The organism is Brevibacillus sp., assembly GCF_003521185.1.
GTDB classification, from domain to species: Bacteria; Bacillota; Bacilli; order Brevibacillales; family Brevibacillaceae; genus Brevibacillus; species Brevibacillus parabrevis.
Window position 1 is genome coordinate 13472 of record NZ_DOTK01000083.1, and the last position, 15156, is coordinate 28627.

At 49.5% G+C, this 15156-nt stretch carries 17 protein-coding genes and 2 tRNA genes; 5 read left to right on the plus strand and 14 right to left on the minus strand.

All coding sequences use genetic code 11. The features are described from left to right. Positions 1 to 177 precede the first annotated feature (177 nt). Positions 178 to 444 carry a glutaredoxin family protein gene (locus tag DEP07_RS25245; RefSeq protein ID WP_173597711.1) on the minus strand — a complete coding sequence of 89 codons (267 nt, stop codon included), beginning with the start codon at positions 442 to 444 and terminating at the stop codon, positions 178 to 180. A 6-nt stretch (positions 445 to 450) separates the two neighbouring features. Next, complete coding sequence (rpoN, locus tag DEP07_RS25250) at positions 451 to 1824, minus strand: RNA polymerase factor sigma-54 (protein ID WP_173597712.1); 1374 nt, start codon at positions 1822 to 1824, stop codon at positions 451 to 453. Positions 1825 to 2048: 224 nt separating this feature from the next. Between rpoN and DEP07_RS25255 the strand changes: the two genes are divergently transcribed. Continuing rightward, positions 2049 to 2123, plus strand: a tRNA-Arg gene (locus DEP07_RS25255). Between the two features lie 129 nt (positions 2124 to 2252). On the opposite strand, the gene DEP07_RS25260 is transcribed toward DEP07_RS25255, so the two are convergent. Further along, positions 2253 to 2405, minus strand: coding sequence for a hypothetical protein (locus tag DEP07_RS25260; protein ID WP_167470261.1), 153 nt, complete (start codon positions 2403 to 2405; stop codon positions 2253 to 2255). Between the two features lie 212 nt (positions 2406 to 2617). Between DEP07_RS25260 and DEP07_RS25265 the strand changes: the two genes are divergently transcribed. Together DEP07_RS25265 and DEP07_RS25270 are read left to right on the plus strand one after the other, a co-directional pair. Then, the gene (locus DEP07_RS25265; protein WP_287103196.1) at positions 2618 to 4492 is read left to right on the plus strand and encodes a PAS domain-containing sensor histidine kinase; all 1875 of its coding nucleotides are present in this window, start codon (positions 2618 to 2620) and stop codon (positions 4490 to 4492) included. A 36-nt stretch (positions 4493 to 4528) separates the two neighbouring features. Next, on the plus strand, positions 4529 to 4666 hold the full coding sequence (locus DEP07_RS25270; RefSeq protein ID WP_083955789.1) for a DUF4023 domain-containing protein: 138 nt from the start codon (positions 4529 to 4531) through the stop codon (positions 4664 to 4666). Positions 4667 to 4910: 244 nt separating this feature from the next. Here DEP07_RS25270 and DEP07_RS25275 read toward each other — a convergent pair whose 3' ends face one another. Next, complete coding sequence (locus DEP07_RS25275) at positions 4911 to 6128, minus strand: branched-chain amino acid ABC transporter substrate-binding protein (protein WP_173597714.1); 1218 nt, start codon at positions 6126 to 6128, stop codon at positions 4911 to 4913. Between the two features lie 394 nt (positions 6129 to 6522). Beyond that, complete coding sequence (locus DEP07_RS25280; protein ID WP_122963665.1) at positions 6523 to 6987, minus strand: copper amine oxidase N-terminal domain-containing protein; 465 nt, start codon at positions 6985 to 6987, stop codon at positions 6523 to 6525. Between the two features lie 221 nt (positions 6988 to 7208). On the opposite strand from DEP07_RS25280, the gene DEP07_RS25285 reads away from it, so the two are divergent. Both DEP07_RS25285 and clpP read left to right on the plus strand, forming a co-directional pair. Then, on the plus strand, positions 7209 to 7430 hold the full coding sequence (locus DEP07_RS25285; protein WP_063230986.1) for a hypothetical protein: 222 nt from the start codon (positions 7209 to 7211) through the stop codon (positions 7428 to 7430). 131 nt (positions 7431 to 7561) lie between these two features. Next, positions 7562 to 8164 (plus strand): ATP-dependent Clp endopeptidase proteolytic subunit ClpP, encoded by a 603-nt coding sequence (gene clpP / locus DEP07_RS25290; RefSeq protein WP_063230987.1) that lies wholly within the window; start codon positions 7562 to 7564, stop codon positions 8162 to 8164. Between the two features lie 59 nt (positions 8165 to 8223). Here clpP and DEP07_RS25295 read toward each other — a convergent pair whose 3' ends face one another. From DEP07_RS25295 to DEP07_RS25335, 9 genes are all read right to left on the minus strand, one after another. Next, on the minus strand, positions 8224 to 8403 hold the full coding sequence (locus DEP07_RS25295; RefSeq protein WP_122963663.1) for an H-type small acid-soluble spore protein: 180 nt from the start codon (positions 8401 to 8403) through the stop codon (positions 8224 to 8226). A 13-nt stretch (positions 8404 to 8416) separates the two neighbouring features. Next, positions 8417 to 8611 (minus strand): hypothetical protein, encoded by a 195-nt coding sequence (locus DEP07_RS25300; RefSeq protein WP_063230989.1) that lies wholly within the window; start codon positions 8609 to 8611, stop codon positions 8417 to 8419. Between the two features lie 123 nt (positions 8612 to 8734). Further along, entirely contained in the window at positions 8735 to 8992 is a 258-nt protein-coding gene (locus DEP07_RS25305) for an HPr family phosphocarrier protein (protein ID WP_063230990.1), read from the minus strand. A gap of 49 nt (positions 8993 to 9041) precedes the next feature. Then, the gene (gene whiA / locus DEP07_RS25310) at positions 9042 to 9989 is read right to left on the minus strand and encodes a DNA-binding protein WhiA (RefSeq protein ID WP_122963662.1); all 948 of its coding nucleotides are present in this window, start codon (positions 9987 to 9989) and stop codon (positions 9042 to 9044) included. A gap of 9 nt (positions 9990 to 9998) precedes the next feature. Continuing rightward, on the minus strand, positions 9999 to 11009 hold the full coding sequence (locus DEP07_RS25315) for a gluconeogenesis factor YvcK family protein (protein ID WP_122963661.1): 1011 nt from the start codon (positions 11007 to 11009) through the stop codon (positions 9999 to 10001). 84 nt (positions 11010 to 11093) lie between these two features. Next, on the minus strand, positions 11094 to 11975 hold the full coding sequence (gene rapZ / locus DEP07_RS25320) for an RNase adapter RapZ (protein WP_122963660.1): 882 nt from the start codon (positions 11973 to 11975) through the stop codon (positions 11094 to 11096). A 235-nt stretch (positions 11976 to 12210) separates the two neighbouring features. Further along, entirely contained in the window at positions 12211 to 13170 is a 960-nt protein-coding gene (trxB, locus tag DEP07_RS25325; protein ID WP_063230994.1) for a thioredoxin-disulfide reductase, read from the minus strand. Positions 13171 to 13228: 58 nt separating this feature from the next. Next, the gene (locus tag DEP07_RS25330; RefSeq protein ID WP_122963658.1) at positions 13229 to 14878 is read right to left on the minus strand and encodes a tetratricopeptide repeat protein; all 1650 of its coding nucleotides are present in this window, start codon (positions 14876 to 14878) and stop codon (positions 13229 to 13231) included. Between the two features lie 151 nt (positions 14879 to 15029). Further along, positions 15030 to 15105 (minus strand) — tRNA-Gly (locus DEP07_RS25335). Between the last annotated feature and the right edge of the window lie 51 nt (positions 15106 to 15156).

The following is a 15156-nucleotide window of genomic DNA, read 5'->3' on the forward strand; positions in this document are numbered from 1 at the left end:
GTGCTTACATCCTTGGCTGTAAAATTGATCGGGACGTTTTTTGTCCCTGTATATACATTTTTTGTCCCGATTCGTACAAAAAAAAGATCACTTGCTACAACTTGAATGTAGCATATCGCAGGCAAACATGCAAGCTCCCCCTGACCTAAATATTGGCACAGAGGGAGCTTTTTTCAGTCAATTCTGGCGCCTGGCAAATTCCGCTCGCAGCTCTTCCATGGTCACGACATGAGTGATCGAGCGAAATACGACCTCTCCATCAATCGCGACTACCGGAATCACCAGCATCATCTCTTCGTGCAACTGTTCATCGCTTTCGATATCCACGACGCTTAACTGTAAAGGAAACTCCTCTGCCAAAGCGCGGATGATCAGTTCCACATCTTCGCACAGATGGCATTTTTTTCGTCCGTACAAGACAATTTCAAGCTGCCTGTTGTTCATTGGCTTTTAAAACCTCTTTCGTTTGGCCGAGGATGGAATCAGCATTTCCTCCCGATACTTGGCGACCGTGCGGCGAGAAATCTCGATTCCTTCTGCAAGCAGCATTTCCCCCAGCTTCTGGTCGGAGAGTGGCGCCTTGCGATCTTCCTGCTCAATCAGCGCCTTGATTCTGCGTTTTACGCTCTCGGAGGACGTCGCAGACCCGCTGGAAGTGGTGAGTGCCGAAGTGAAAAAGTATTTCAGCTCGAAAATTCCCCGCGGCGTTTGCACGTATTTGTTGCTGGTTGCCCGGCTGATCGTCGATTCATGCAAGCTGACGCGCTCGGCAATTTCCTTTTGCGTCATCGGCTTCAAATAATGGATGCCCCGGTCAAAAAAGTCGCGTTGCATGTCCACGATCGCCTGCGTTACGCGCATGAGAGTCAGCCGGCGCTGTTCCAGACTTTTCGCCAGCCACATGGCGGCGTTGAGCTTGTCGTGGATAAACTGCTTCGCTTCTTCCTGACTTTTTTGCTGACTGAGCATTTTTTCATAAAAGCTGTTGATTTTCAAGCGCGGAGCCGCCACATCGTTGACTAGCACCACGTACTCGCTGCCGACTTTTTCCACGGTCACGTCCGGGATGACGTATCTTGTCTCGGATTGAGAGAACTGAGCACCCGGTCTGGGATTCAGCGTCCGAACGAGATCCGCCATCGTCTGCACTTCCTGCGGCGTGCAGCCTACTTTGTCGGCAATGCGCTGGTAACGGTTGTCTGCGAGGTCTTGCAGGTGGTTGCGGACGACCATGACGATCTTCTCGTCATCGAGCGCCAGGTGCTCCAACTGCAACAGCAAACATTCCTCCAGACTGCGCGCCGCTACTCCTACCGGGTCAAAGTGCTGCAAGACCGACAGTACATCCTCAATCTCCAGCATCTCTACTCCGAGATTGCGGCTCGCTTCCTCCAGCGTTATTTCCAGGTAACCTTTTTCGTCCAGGTTTCCGATCAAAAACAGTGCGATTTGCCTTTGCAAAGGGGAGAAGCCCTTCACGTAGCCAAGCTGCCGCTCCAGATGCTCATACAAGTTTTCGCTGCCTTGCTGAACATAATCCAATGGGTTGTAAGTGCTTTCATTTTTTGCCGGAGAGTACTCACCCGTCGCGCGGTTGCCAACGATTTCCTTCCAGTCAATCTCTGGCGCCGGCTTTTCGGCTTTCGCCGAGGCCACTTCTCCCGCTACTTCCAGGTCGAATACAGGATTTTCGTTGGCCTGATCCTGCAAATAGGAAATCAGGTCAACAGCTGAGTATTGCAATATGGTAATGGCTTGACGCAATTCCGGCGTCATCACTAATTTCAGCGTCTGTTCTTGATACAACCCCAGTCCCATGTTCATGAAGTTCGCCCCCTTCCCACTGCTTCTTGCGAGATGTCTCTTTAATTTTCATTATATTCGTTCTCTCTTGCAATTTTCCTGCCAATTTTTGAAGATGATCTGCAAAAATTAATGCTCCGCTTCTGTTCACACTCATGAAAAAAAATCACACAAAATCTCGTTTTTCGTTTGCATTTTCCTGTGGTAATCCCTTATAATTGATTAGTGTCACCCATTCACATCATACGCCTGTAGCTCAGTGGATAGAGCAATGGTCTCCGGAACCATGTGCGGGGGTTCGATTCCCTTCAGGCGTACCATATGAAAAAAGACTGGACTCGTTCCAGTCTTTTTTGTTTTTCGCGGTCTGACCTTGTCTTTTTACCTGAAAGTCTGCGACAGCACATCCCCATCGCAGGCTCACAGGCAAACCATTCATTCGTTCTGCGCTACTGATCCAGCTCTTTCTGCGCCAGTTCTTTCCCCGGAAGCGGATCTACCTGCTCCGGTTTGCGGGCATAAGCTTTGTTTGTAATCAATATCGTGAGTCCGATGATGAGGACAAAGACAATCACCAACGCAACAATAAACCCCGTACTCATGCAAGACACCTCCGCCTGTTTTCCTTCTTTCATTATAGCCTATTTTTTCGTCCAGTTTGAACCGTCCTCCGTTTGCCAATTTTTCGTTTTCCATATTGTCCCTTTCTATTCTGAATTTGGTGATAGGAAAATAACCCCAATAGCTCGAATACTATGACTATCTTGACACGAATCTGCAAATCCAAATAATTGAATGCCAAGGCAGGATAGCTATGACAGATAAGCTCACGCCCACATACAAGTGGAAAAAAAGGCGCTCCCACCCCGACGCGGCGAGACTCTTCTTCCCGGATCAGATTTTGAAAGCATTTTTTCACTTTACGACAGACGCCATCTCGATCAGTGACATGAACAACCAGATCGTTTTGGTCAATCAGGCATTTGAACAGTATTACGGCTGGTCGCTTGCGGAAATCAACGCCTCCCCGTACTGCTTTATCCCGGACGAGCTTGTCAACGAGACGAGACAGTTGTTTGATGCCGTCCGAAACATGGGCGTGCATTTGACCAACTACGAAACGATCCGCAGGCGAAAAGACGGCACACAGGTGGAGGTTACGTTGTCCGCCGCCCCCATACGCGACGCAAACGGAAGCATCATCGCCGCTTCGTGCCTCACGCGAGACATTTCCGAGCGCAAACGGGTCGAAAAAGCGTTGCTTCAAACAGAAACCAAGTATCGACTGTTGATAGACCATACTCAAGATATCGTCACGATTTTCGACGAGTCGCTGAAGCGTGTCTACGTTTCCCCCTCTGTCGAGCAGCAATTGGGCTATTTGCCTTCCGAACTCGTCTCCCCCGGCAGCCTGGAGATTACACATCCAGACGATTTCCCCCTGCTTTTGACCAAGAAGCAAGAAATTTTCGAAAAGAATCACCCGGTTTTCCTGGAATTTCGCTCCCGGCACAAAAATGGAACATGGATTTCTTTTGAGACACGCGGGATTCCCGTTGCTTCCGAGGATGGCACGGTGAAAAACGTCATGTTTGTCTCCCGCAATGTCATGGAGCGCAAAGTATCTGAAGCGGCCTTGTCCAAAATCAGAAAAGAAAGCCAACTTATCGCGGAACACACGGACGATTTGATTTTGATTACCGACAAGCACGGAGACATCGTCCATCTCTCTCCCTCATACGAGCGAGTCACGGGAACGATGAGGCATGCCGGCAAGCTGTCCTTCAAAAACATTCACCCGGATGATCTGGAGCGCGTCGACCTGCAATTTCAAGATTTAATGGAAACGCTGGAGCCGCGAACGTGTGAATTTCGCTATCGCACGGTGAGCGGCGACTGGCTCGTGCTGGAGGCAAAAGGAACCCCGATCCTGGCCGACAACGGCGAATGCGACGGCTTCATTATCGTTTCCCGCGATATTACCGAGCGGAGAAACAACGAGATGCTGCTGCGCAATGCCGAGAAACTCTCTGTCATCGGCGAGCTGGCAGCGGGCATCGCTCACGAAATCCGCAATCCGCTCACTTCGCTGCGCGGCTTTATTCAGCTGTTGAAGCCGACGCTGGTTGATCATCAAATGTACGCAGACATCATGCTTTCCGAGCTGGATCGAATCAATTTCATCGTCAGTGAGTTGCTCGTGCTCGCGAAGCCGCACAACGTCAAGATCAAATCTCTCCCGCTGGTCTTCTTGCTGAAAAATGTGCTGACCTTGCTGGCGTCAGAAGCAAACTTGAAGAACATCCGCTTCCACACCGCTTTTGGCTGCGATCCTCTCATCTCCGGGGAAGAAAACCAGCTCAAGCAAGTGTTTATCAACGTCATCAAAAATGCAATCGAGGCCATGAGCGGGCATGGAGATGTCACCCTGACCACTTCGGCAAAAGCCGCTGGCCAAGTGGTCATCACGATTACCGACAATGGCTGCGGCATACCGGAAGAGCTGCTTCCCAAGCTGGGCGAGCCTTTTTTCACGACCAAAGACAATGGAACCGGATTAGGGCTGATGATCAGCCGCAAAATCATCAAAGACCACGACGGCCATCTGGAAGTGAGCAGCAAGCCAGGGGAAGGAACTACGGTAAAAATCACGTTGCCGATTGTCGCCGCTGAAAAAGGGCTATCCTAAAGAAAGGCGTCAAGCCAAACCGCATGGAGGTGCCCGATGGATTTTACCAAGATGAGTACGAGTGAGTTCGTCGCCAAAATTCATGAATCACAAGCCAAAAACCTCAGAAGCCGCAAGCATCAAGGCTACGGCCATCCGGAAAAACGCCTGCCGAGCAAGCAAGGAATCTGGTAAACACAAAAACCCACCCAGGAGCTTATCGCTCGCTTGGGTGGGCTTTTGCTTATTGCGGGTCTTGCTTATTCAGGTTGCGATCTCGCTCGGACTTTTGCTTTTGCGTGCCCTGCGTCTTGCTGCTGTGTCCCTGATTGCCGCCGTTTTTCGTATTGCGATTGTTTGACATGCGAATCCCTCCTCATGTTAGCTGGTCTTCGTGCCAAACGTAGTATGTCCGAAACGGCCTGATCATACTGAGCGATTATTTCGCTTCCCCGATGTATACTTTTTGACCGTTCTCGTATTTGTACACGTATACGGACGCGAACTCGTTGTCGCCTTTTTCGTTGAACGTTACGTTAACGAATTTGCCTTTGTAGTCTTTTGTTTTGTGCACAGCTTCCAGCACTTGCTCACGGGTTGGCTTTTTGCCGCCGTTCGCTTTGATCGCCTCTTCCAAACCGCTGAGCATTACACCCATGGAGTCATAGCCAAAGGATGTGAAGATACCCACTTTGTTGCCAGTCGATTTTTCAAAGTCTTCGATCCATTTCTTGCCTTCAGGTGTAGCCCCTACATCGCCGACAGTAGAAGTGAACACTACGTTGTTCGCGTTATCGGCACCAGCGATTTTCACCAGGTCAGCAGAGTCGTAGCCGTCTCCACCCATGAAGATGCCTTTGTAGCCTTTTTCGCGCGCTTGCTTCACGATAATGCCCGCATCGGAGTAGTAACCGCCGAAGTAGATCATTTCCGGATTTTTGGATACGATCTGGTTGATGACGGCACTGTAATCTTTCTCTCCAGCTGTTACCCCTTCAAAGCCGACAATTTCCACGCCGTCTTTTTCAAATTGCTTTTTCACTTCTTCAGCAAGCCCTTGACCGTAAGCAGCCTTGTCGTGCATGACGAACGCTGTTTTTACGCCCAGTTGGTTTTTCGCATAGATCGCTGCCTTGGAACCTTGCTGGTCGTCACGCGCACAGATGCGGTGTACGATCTTTTTGCCTTGCTCCGTCAGGTCAGAGCCTGTCGCAGATGGCGATACCATGACGAGCTTCTCTTGATCGTATTGAGCAGCAGCAGTGATGGAGGCACCCGTTGTTGCGTGGCCTACAACCCCTACTACATCAGGATTGGAAATCAACATTTGTGCGACCGCTACCCCTTGTTTCGGGTCAGCCTGGTCGTCTTGTGCGGAAAGCTGTACTTCAAAGCCGAGTGCTTTGAACGCCTCTTGTTTTTCTTTCAGGGCATATTCAGCACCTGCTTTGGCCGTGCTTCCGTAATCGGAATATTGACCGGACATCGGACCGACTACAGCGATGACCAGTTTTTCCCCAGCCCCTCCGCCTCCGGTGCTTCCGCCGCCGTTTGCATTCGATTGTGGTGCGCTGGACTGGCCGCCCCCGCAGCCTGCAAGCAATGTCCCCAGTGCTACGGTAGCAGCCAGGATCGACAGTGATTTTTGTTTCTTCATAGCGAAACATCCCCCTCTTTATTTACGTGCAAACTATGAATCACTCTTTTATTGTAGGATATTTTAGAAAATTTGCAATAGAAATGATAATATTTTGGTTGTTTTATTGTGGAAGTTTATATTCCTGTATGGTATATTTTCTGAAAATTAAATAAAATAGCCACACCCGTGAAAGGTGCGGCTTCTTTTTTGGTAAATATTTGTTACTCTTTGTATTTTTGGGAATACGCTTTGCACATAACGTATATAGCCACTACCACAAAGCCAACCAGCAACGCTACACTGGCAAACGTGGTTCCTTGCATTTTTGTAAGTCCCCTCTCGATTGCGCCTGCTTTTTCTCTATTATACGAGAAGCCACAGGGCAATCACAACGGAGGAATCATCCAAAGCGTTACTTGTTGATCTCGGTAGTCAGTTTGTATGTCCATGTTTTTGCATCGTAGGACACTTTTGCACCAAGCTCTTCCGCGATGAACACCAGCGGTACCAATACGCCACCAGTCACGGGACGCGGCGGGTTTGCTACACGGGTTTCTTTTCCGTTTTTGTATGCAAACGTGTTGTTTTCATACATGCGCAGGCCGTACTTGTTGTCTTTGGAAACCAGCAGCGATTTGGTTGTGGAATCCCAAGCAGCTGCACCGCCCAGTGCGACTGCCAAAGTGCTTGCATTGACATAAGCTACCCCGTTCTCGGTCACGATGTCCTGAGGAAATGGCAGCTCTTTGCCGTTAAGTTGAACCGTGATTTTGATTTGTTGTTTGGCAGGTGCCGTTTGAGCAAAAGCCGCTGTTGCAGCTACGCTTCCGGTCAGCAAAGCAGCTGTCAGCATCAATGTGGAAAACTTGCGAAGCATAATAAACACCCCTTGATTGTTATGAAATGAATTCCAATTTTGTGTTTTTCGACACAAATCTTCATATTCCTCCTTTTTTGTTCCATACTTTTCCTATGTAAAGGATTAGCCAATTATGCCAAAACTATGGGAATCAACGCATGCTATCCCGCGAACAAATGTTTTTGTGCACAACCTGTGGATAAAACTGTGGATAATTATAAAGATGGGAGAGTGCCTTCATGGCAGGCGAGCGATTTTTTCTGATATACCAGGAAGCCAGTGACGAAGAATGCCTGTTGACGATCCAGCCGTACAAAAATCAGCAGGAGCTGGCAGAAGCCATCAATCACTTATCGGCCTTGCAAATAGACGAGTACACGATCATCAAAGGGAAAAAAATGAAGGCGACGCTCAAGCTTGCCGTGGATCTGGCGGAAGCGGAGGACACAGAGGAAGAATGAAATCATTCGTTCCGCCATAGGTTTAGAGAGAGACAATTTGGCAACCATGGTAGGGAGGGCGTGCACTTATGTGTTTGACCTTCATTGACCTTTTGTGTATGATAATCTTACAAAGAGAGGAGGAAGACTAGATGCACATGAATTTGATTCCAACCGTCATTGAACAGACAAACCGCGGTGAACGTGCTTACGATATTTATTCGCGCCTGCTCAAAGACCGCATCATCTTTCTGGGAACTCCCATCAACGACACGGTAGCCAACATTGTGGTGGCCCAGCTGTTGTTCCTTCAGGCGGAAGATCCGGAGAAAGACATTCATCTGTACATAAATAGCCCGGGCGGTTCCATCACTGCCGGCATGGCGATTTACGATACGATGCACTTCATCAAACCTGACGTTTCCACCATTTGTATCGGAATGGCTGCTTCCATGGGAGCTTTCCTGTTGGCTGCCGGAACAAAAGGCAAGCGCTATGCCCTGCCGAACAGTGAAGTCATGATTCACCAGCCTCTGGGCGGTGCACAAGGTCAAGCAAGCGATATCGAAATCGCGGCAAAACGCATTTTGAAAATGCGCGACCACTTGAACACCATCCTGGCTGAACGGACAGGACAGCCACTGGAGCGCATCCAAAAAGATACGGATCGCGACAACTTCCTCTCCGCTGCGGAAGCAGTAGAGTACGGACTGATCGACAAAGTGATTACTTCCGAGCCATCTGCGAAAAAGTAACGACTTTCGTCACAAAAACACTCGTGCCAACGACTGGCCGAGTGTTTTTTGCATCTACTTCACAATTCCTCCAACTGGCTGACATACACAGTCAAGCTGTTGCCCGGATTTCTTTCCTGATGAATACGCGCTGTGGACGTCTTCTCATCGACAGAGTCGATCCATACCGATTCACCCTGGTATTCTACCTTTATTTTCTCAGGAGAATAAAGGATTGCCTGCGCTCTTGTCAGATCCATGGCTTCGTCCCTCTTATCGCTCGTTTTCTAAGGCTTGCTGCGCGGAGCTTGCCCCTGTCATCGTATCCACGCTGGTTTCTTCGATCAGACCGTTCTGATCAGAAACGATTCCGCCGCCAAGCCCTTCATTGATCATCCGGTCGATGTCCATGTCATAAGAATCCCGGCCTTCGTTGCAGCTATCCTGACACGTGTCACGATTGCTCATGAGTCATTCCTCCTTTTTGCGCTCTACATTGTTTAGCAATACCCTCCGTTCACGAAATTGATGCATGGGCATCTGTACAAAAAAAGACACTCCCCTTTCGGGACAGTGTCTTCATCCATCTGTCTACTCTTCCTTGCTTACCAACGTCGAGAGGCTCGATACTGCCTGGGAGGCATCCGGCCCTTCCGCCAAAATGGTAATCTCCGTTCCGGAGCTGATCGCGAGGCTCATGATACCCATGATGCTTTTCGCGTTAACTTTTTTGTTGCCTTTTTCTACGAATACTTCCGATACAAAGCGGTTGGCCTCCTGCACGAAAAAGGCAGCCGGACGAGCCTGCAAACCGGTCTTCAACTGAACCACAACCTGCTGTTGAACCATGAATGGACCTCCTTACTTGTAGACTATTATCCTTTAGTATAGCATGCAATTACATCGAAAGATTTTGTTTTTCTCGTATTTTGTCAGCGATTTCATTAATTTTTCGCAAGCGGTGATTAATTCCCGATTTGCTGACAACTCCACTCGGGACCATTTCCCCCAACTCTTTCAAATTGATATCGGGGTGAGCCACGCGAAGCTCCGCCACTTCCCGCAGACGTCTGGGCAAATTCTCCAGCCCCATTTCCTGATCGATGAGCTGAATGTTTTCCATCTGTCTTGTGGCAGCGTTTACCGTTTTGTTGATGTTGGCAATCTCGCAATTATGCAGCCGGTTTACAGAGTTTCGCATGTCCTTGACGATCCGGACATCTTCGAAGTACAAGAGAGCCTGATGCGCACCGATAAGACTTAAAAACTCGGTAATTCTCTCGCCCTCTTTTATATAGAGGACGTACCCTTTTTTCCGCTCGATGCACTTGGCATTTAGTTTATACCGATTGGCGATCTTGGTCAATGCTTCGCAGAAATCCTGGTAGGAAGTGAATATTTCCAGATGGTAGCTGGACGCTTCCGGGTGATTGACCGATCCGCCCGCCAGAAAAGCTCCACGCAGGTAGGCGGCCCGGCAACACGACTTTTTCACGATTTCAGGAGCGATCCCCGGTACGAACGAGAGACTGCTGTCCATGATCGCCAGGTTTTGCAAGATCTCATTGGCCTGGTTGGGTATACGCACGATGTAGACGTTATTCTTTTTCAGACGCATTTTTTTGCGGACGAGCAGCTCACAGTGCGTCTGAAACAGCTTTTTGATCAAGGTGTAAATCCTTCTGGCAATCGCCGCGTTTTCCGTCGTCACATCCAGCACCAGGCGTCCTGCCCCGAACTGCAAGCTCCCATTCATGCGGATCAAGGCAGACAATTCGGCCTTGTTGCAGCAATCGGCGCCCTCCATCATGGTCAGTTCTTTCTTGGTATGTGCGGCGAATGACATCGAACTTCACTACTCCTTCTCTATCTTCAGCACCTTTCGTCTGCGCTTGACGAGTGAAACGACTTGCTTGCTTACTGCATGCGCATCATGACGCAGGTAACCGTCCTCGAATGTGACCAGCGGCTTTGCAACAATATGCAAGCCGAGCTGACGCAGCTTTTTCAGATCGCACGGGACGGGAGCAGCTCCTTTTTCCGCGTATTTCTCCAATACGTGGTTCGGCAGCTCTGCTGAGTTGACAATGATCGTATCTAAAAATGATTCGTTAACATGTTCGTACATAACCTGCACATGCTTGGAGGCGGAAAAACCGTCCGTCTCTCCTGGCTGTGTCATTACATTGCAAATGTAAATCTTTGGGGCCGTAGAGCGTCTGAGCGCAGCAAACAAGCCTCGCACCAGCAAATTGGGCAGTATGCTCGTATACAAGCTGCCCGGGCCAATCAAAATGGCATCCGCCTCGGCGATGGCCAAAAGAGCTTCGCTCAGCGGCACAGCATCCACAGGATCAAGGAAAACCCGTTTGATTTCCTTGCCCGTCAGCGGTATTTGGGATTCGCCCACCACGATGGAGCCATCCGTCATCTCCGCTTTCAGACGAATGGATTGCGTAGATGCAGGCAGTACATCTCCTCGCACTGCCAAAACCCCGCTTAACGTTTTCACTGCGGTCACAAAATCTCCCGTGATTTCGTTCATCGCCGCAAGTAGTAGATTTCCCAAATTATGCCCTGCTAATCCCGTGCCTGAGGAAAAACGGTACTGCATGACTTTTTCCATCAACGGCTCCGTATCGGCCAAAGCAGTCAACACATTGCGAATGTCTCCCGGTGGCAGCATATCCATTTCCTCGCGCAGACGTCCCGAGCTTCCCCCATCGTCTGCTACGGTTACGATCGCTGTGATATGCACCGGCTCATGCTTCAGACCGCGCAAAAGGACGGACAGACCCGTTCCTCCGCCAATGACGACAATTCGTAATGGCCTTGACTGTAGCCTCCCCATTCCCTTAGTAGGCATATGTCACCTCATTATTTCTGATACAAATAAACAGGTGGCTATCTCATGTGCATCGTCTTGCTTTTTCTTCCTGCCATCCTATGCTCACTTGTTCTTTTCCATGTCTCGATGACTGACACGGATGGTAAAATCTTTTCCGAACGTCTCCCCCAAATGCTCGGCGATGGCGACTGAACGGTGTTTTCCTCCCGTGCATCCGATGCCGATCACCAACTGGCTTTTCCCTTCCCGCTGGTAATGCGGCAACGTATACGCCAAAAAGTCCGTCAGCTTCTCGATGAACTCTTTTGTTTCCTTGTGTTTCATCACGTAATCAGCCACTTCTGGATCACATCCGGTCTTGGGCCGCAATTCGTCCACGTAGTGAGGGTTTGGCAAAAACCGGACATCAAACATCAAGTCCGCGTCAATCGGCGTACCGTATTTAAAGCCAAACGACAATACATTGATCGTAAGGGGTGATCCTTGTTGTGCGTATTGGTTGATGATTTTTTCACGAAGCTGTGCCGGCTTCATTTGACTCGTATCGATAATCTGATGCGCCCAGCCCTTCATTTCCTGCAACAAGCGGCGCTCAGCATGTATTCCTTCCAGAGGGGAACCGTTCGGTGAAAGCGGATGTCTGCGACGGGTTTCCTTGTAACGGGAAACCAGCGTTTGATCGTTCGCATCGAGATAGAGGATGTGGTACGACAATCCCTCCATCTGCTCCAGACTCTCGATCGTTACGGACAGACTTTCGAAAAACTCCCGTCCCCGCAAATCGATAACCAAAGCGACACGCTCAATACTCCCGCCAGACTGTTTGACCAACTCGGCAAATTTGGGAATCAGTACAGGGGGCAGGTTGTCGACGCAAAAATAACCCAAATCCTCCAAGCTTTGTACAGCAACTGTTTTTCCCGCACCTGACATTCCGGTAATGATCAGGAGATTAATGGCCTTGTCGTTTCCCAATTCCGTCACGCAACTCGCCTCCTACGATTCTGACAATAGCATACCATAATCACTGCCCTATTCGCACCTTTTTGGGCGCTTCCCCACTTTTCCCATCTGTTTTTCCAAAGCGTACAAGCTGTTTTTGGACAAAAAAAGATGCGCGACTGCATTCTCAGCCACGCAACAATGTTTATATAGATAAGGGGGTCAATTCATTGTCTTTATCTTACCCTTGAATTATTTCACCCATGTTACAAGCACGTTAAGAGATTGTGACATTTTGTTCCTTTATCTTTTCGTTCAGCTCTTCCACGTAATGTTGCGCGGATTGAGCAGCGATCGAACCGTCTCCGGTCGCGGTTACGACTTGACGCAGCATTTTTTCACGAACGTCGCCGGCTGCGAACACGCCTTTTACTTTTGTGTACATTTTTTCATCAGTCAAAATGTAGCCAGCGTCATTGGTGATGCCCAGCGAACGGACGCTTTCTGTCAGTGGGTCCATACCTACGTAGATGAACACGCCATCTGTCGCAAACTCGCTTTGCTCACCTGTTTTGGTGTTTTCCAAAAGAACGGATTGAACTTTTCCTTCACCGCGAATTTCTTTGACGGCGGAATCCCAGATCACTTCGATCTTTTCGTTTTCAAAAGCGCGTTTTTGCAAGATTTTTTGGGCGCGGAACTGATCACGACGGTGTACGATCGTTACTTTGGAAGCAAAGCGGGTCAAGAATACGGCTTCCTCAACCGCAGAGTCTCCGCCGCCTACTACAACCAGCTCTTTGTTGCGGAAGAAAGCTCCGTCACATACCGCGCAATACGAAACGCCGCGGCCGGACAGTTCTTTTTCTCCCGGCACTCCGAGCAGACGGTGCTCTGCTCCGGTAGCAACGATCACAGATTTCGCCAAGTATTCCTTGTCGCCTGCGATTACGCGTTTGTATGGCTCTTCATCGCGGATTTCCTTGATCTCGCCATAAGCGTATTCAGCGCCGAATGACTGCGCATGTTCAAACATTTTGGTAGACAGGTCAGGTCCGAGAATGGAGCTGAATCCTGGATAGTTCTCGATTTCCTCGGTGTTGGCCATCTGACCGCCCGGGATGCCTCTCTCCAGCATCAAAGTGCTCATATTGGCACGGGAAGTGTATACAGCAGCCGTCATACCAGCAGGGCCGGCTCCGGCGATGATCACATCATAAACTTTTTGATCGCTCATATATGTTGCCTCCTCGTCTGACACGCTTCTTTATTTATAGTTATTATAAAGTAATAATCTATTTAAAATCAAGCGTCGACAATACTTTGACACACTTCGAGACGGTTGCAGCCGAAACTCCGTACTTTTGAGCCAGGTGCGCTTGCGACTTCTTGCTGTTTACCACAGTTCCGTATACATATTCTAATGCAGCGATCCATGCAACTGCTTTCCGCACTTGTACTTGGCTGAGCATATATTCATGATGCACGTTCCACACCTGAAGGCACCACTCTCCTGCCTCCTGCTGGCCCTCTGCGATCAAGTAGCGGTGAATGCCCTCTTCCACACTCATCTCACCTTGTACGATCCCCGTGTGGCTGGCGTGCTTTGCCGAGTCCGGCGCATCCTCAGGCATCGCCGCCCCCATGTCAGCCAAAGCGAGCAACGCCAGCTTTTGCAGTTGAGGGTTGTCCGTCTGGTAGTAAAACTGGCGAACGGCATGTTCAGCCTCGTCATCGCCGATCAACGACAAAGTTTGCAAAACGGCGAATTTGACTTCGTCCCGCCCATGCTGCAAAGCCCACAAAAGCGAAGCACGAATCATCGGATCGTTTTTGAAATCCTCTACTCCCGTAAAAGGCGCTTTTTCCCACGAAACATCGCGTTGCGGAGGATTGTATTGATAAGGGATCGGCTTTATAGTTTCCCCTTCTTGCTCGCTTTTTACCATGTGAATGTACTGGTCAGCAATTCCGGATTCCGGGTCCATCTGCTTTGCTTTTTGCCACCAGCGCAGTGCCTGCTCTTTTCGTCCGCTCAAATACGCCGAGATCGCCGCGTAGTGGTACGTGCAAGCCTCGTGCGGACGGCCAGCGCGCAGCATTCGCTGATAGTGGAAGAAAGCTTCGTCATGCTGTCCCAGGACTCCCATGGTCGTCGCCAGCTTGTAGGTGTTCTCCGGATGGAACGGCACGACTTTTTTGAGCATGTCCATCAAAGCCAGCAGCTCAACAGTATGGTTGTGATGGGAGAGCAAAACAGCCAGATTGCACAAGGCATGCAAATTGCCATGCTCTTTTTCCAGCGTCTTCTCGATCGTCTCCATCGCTTGCTGGAAGTCGCCCACGTAATAATAGGCGAGGGACAAATTGTTCCAGGCTGGCAAAAAGTCAGGGTCGGCTTCCACGATTTCTTTCAAAATGTCCAAAGCCTCCAGGAAGCGACCTTCTTCCAAGCTGCGACGTGCCCGCTCATGTTTGCTGTACACATCTTCATTTTCGCTCGGGAGAAAATGACGCGGCGGCAAGTCCAGCTCGAAGTAAATGTAATCGAGCAGTTCTTCCGCTTCCTCCCGATAATGTCCGTTGCCGGCTTCCTGCAAATAGCGCACAGCCATTTCTTCAGCCATCTGGTAATCTTCGAGATTGGCGTAGTTGTTCGCCATGTAGAAATACACTTCTACCATGGACGGGTCCCATTTTTCTATAACCTCATAGAGGACTTCATTCGATGCTTCAAACTGCCCCGTCTCAGCGAGGGCACTAGCCAAATGACAGTGGCACTCAGCGTTGGCTGGTTCCATCTCGACAGCCCGCCGAAACGATCGCAGTGCTTTCTCATAGTCGTACCGATTCAAAAAGCGCATACCACGGTCAACAAAAAAAGTGGCATCTTGTTTGAAGTCAACGACAGTCGTTTTTTTCAAAATACTTTTGGTATGTTTCATAAAACCTCCAACATCGTAGGAGCAGCACTTCAAGTATCGTACCAGAAGCGGTGCCAGCCTACAAGCTGACTCGTCTTTTAAAGTGTTCATTTCACAGGTAAAAGCAGGAAAACACCACTGGCGCATAGCAAGTGGTGTTTACGAACGGAAATGGAGCGGACGACGGGTCTCGAACCCGCGACCTTCGCCTTGGCAAGGCGACGCTCTACCAATTGAGCTACGTCCGCATAGTTTATCGTGTTTTCTTTTTCTATGTTTTGTAAAAACTGGTGAGCCAT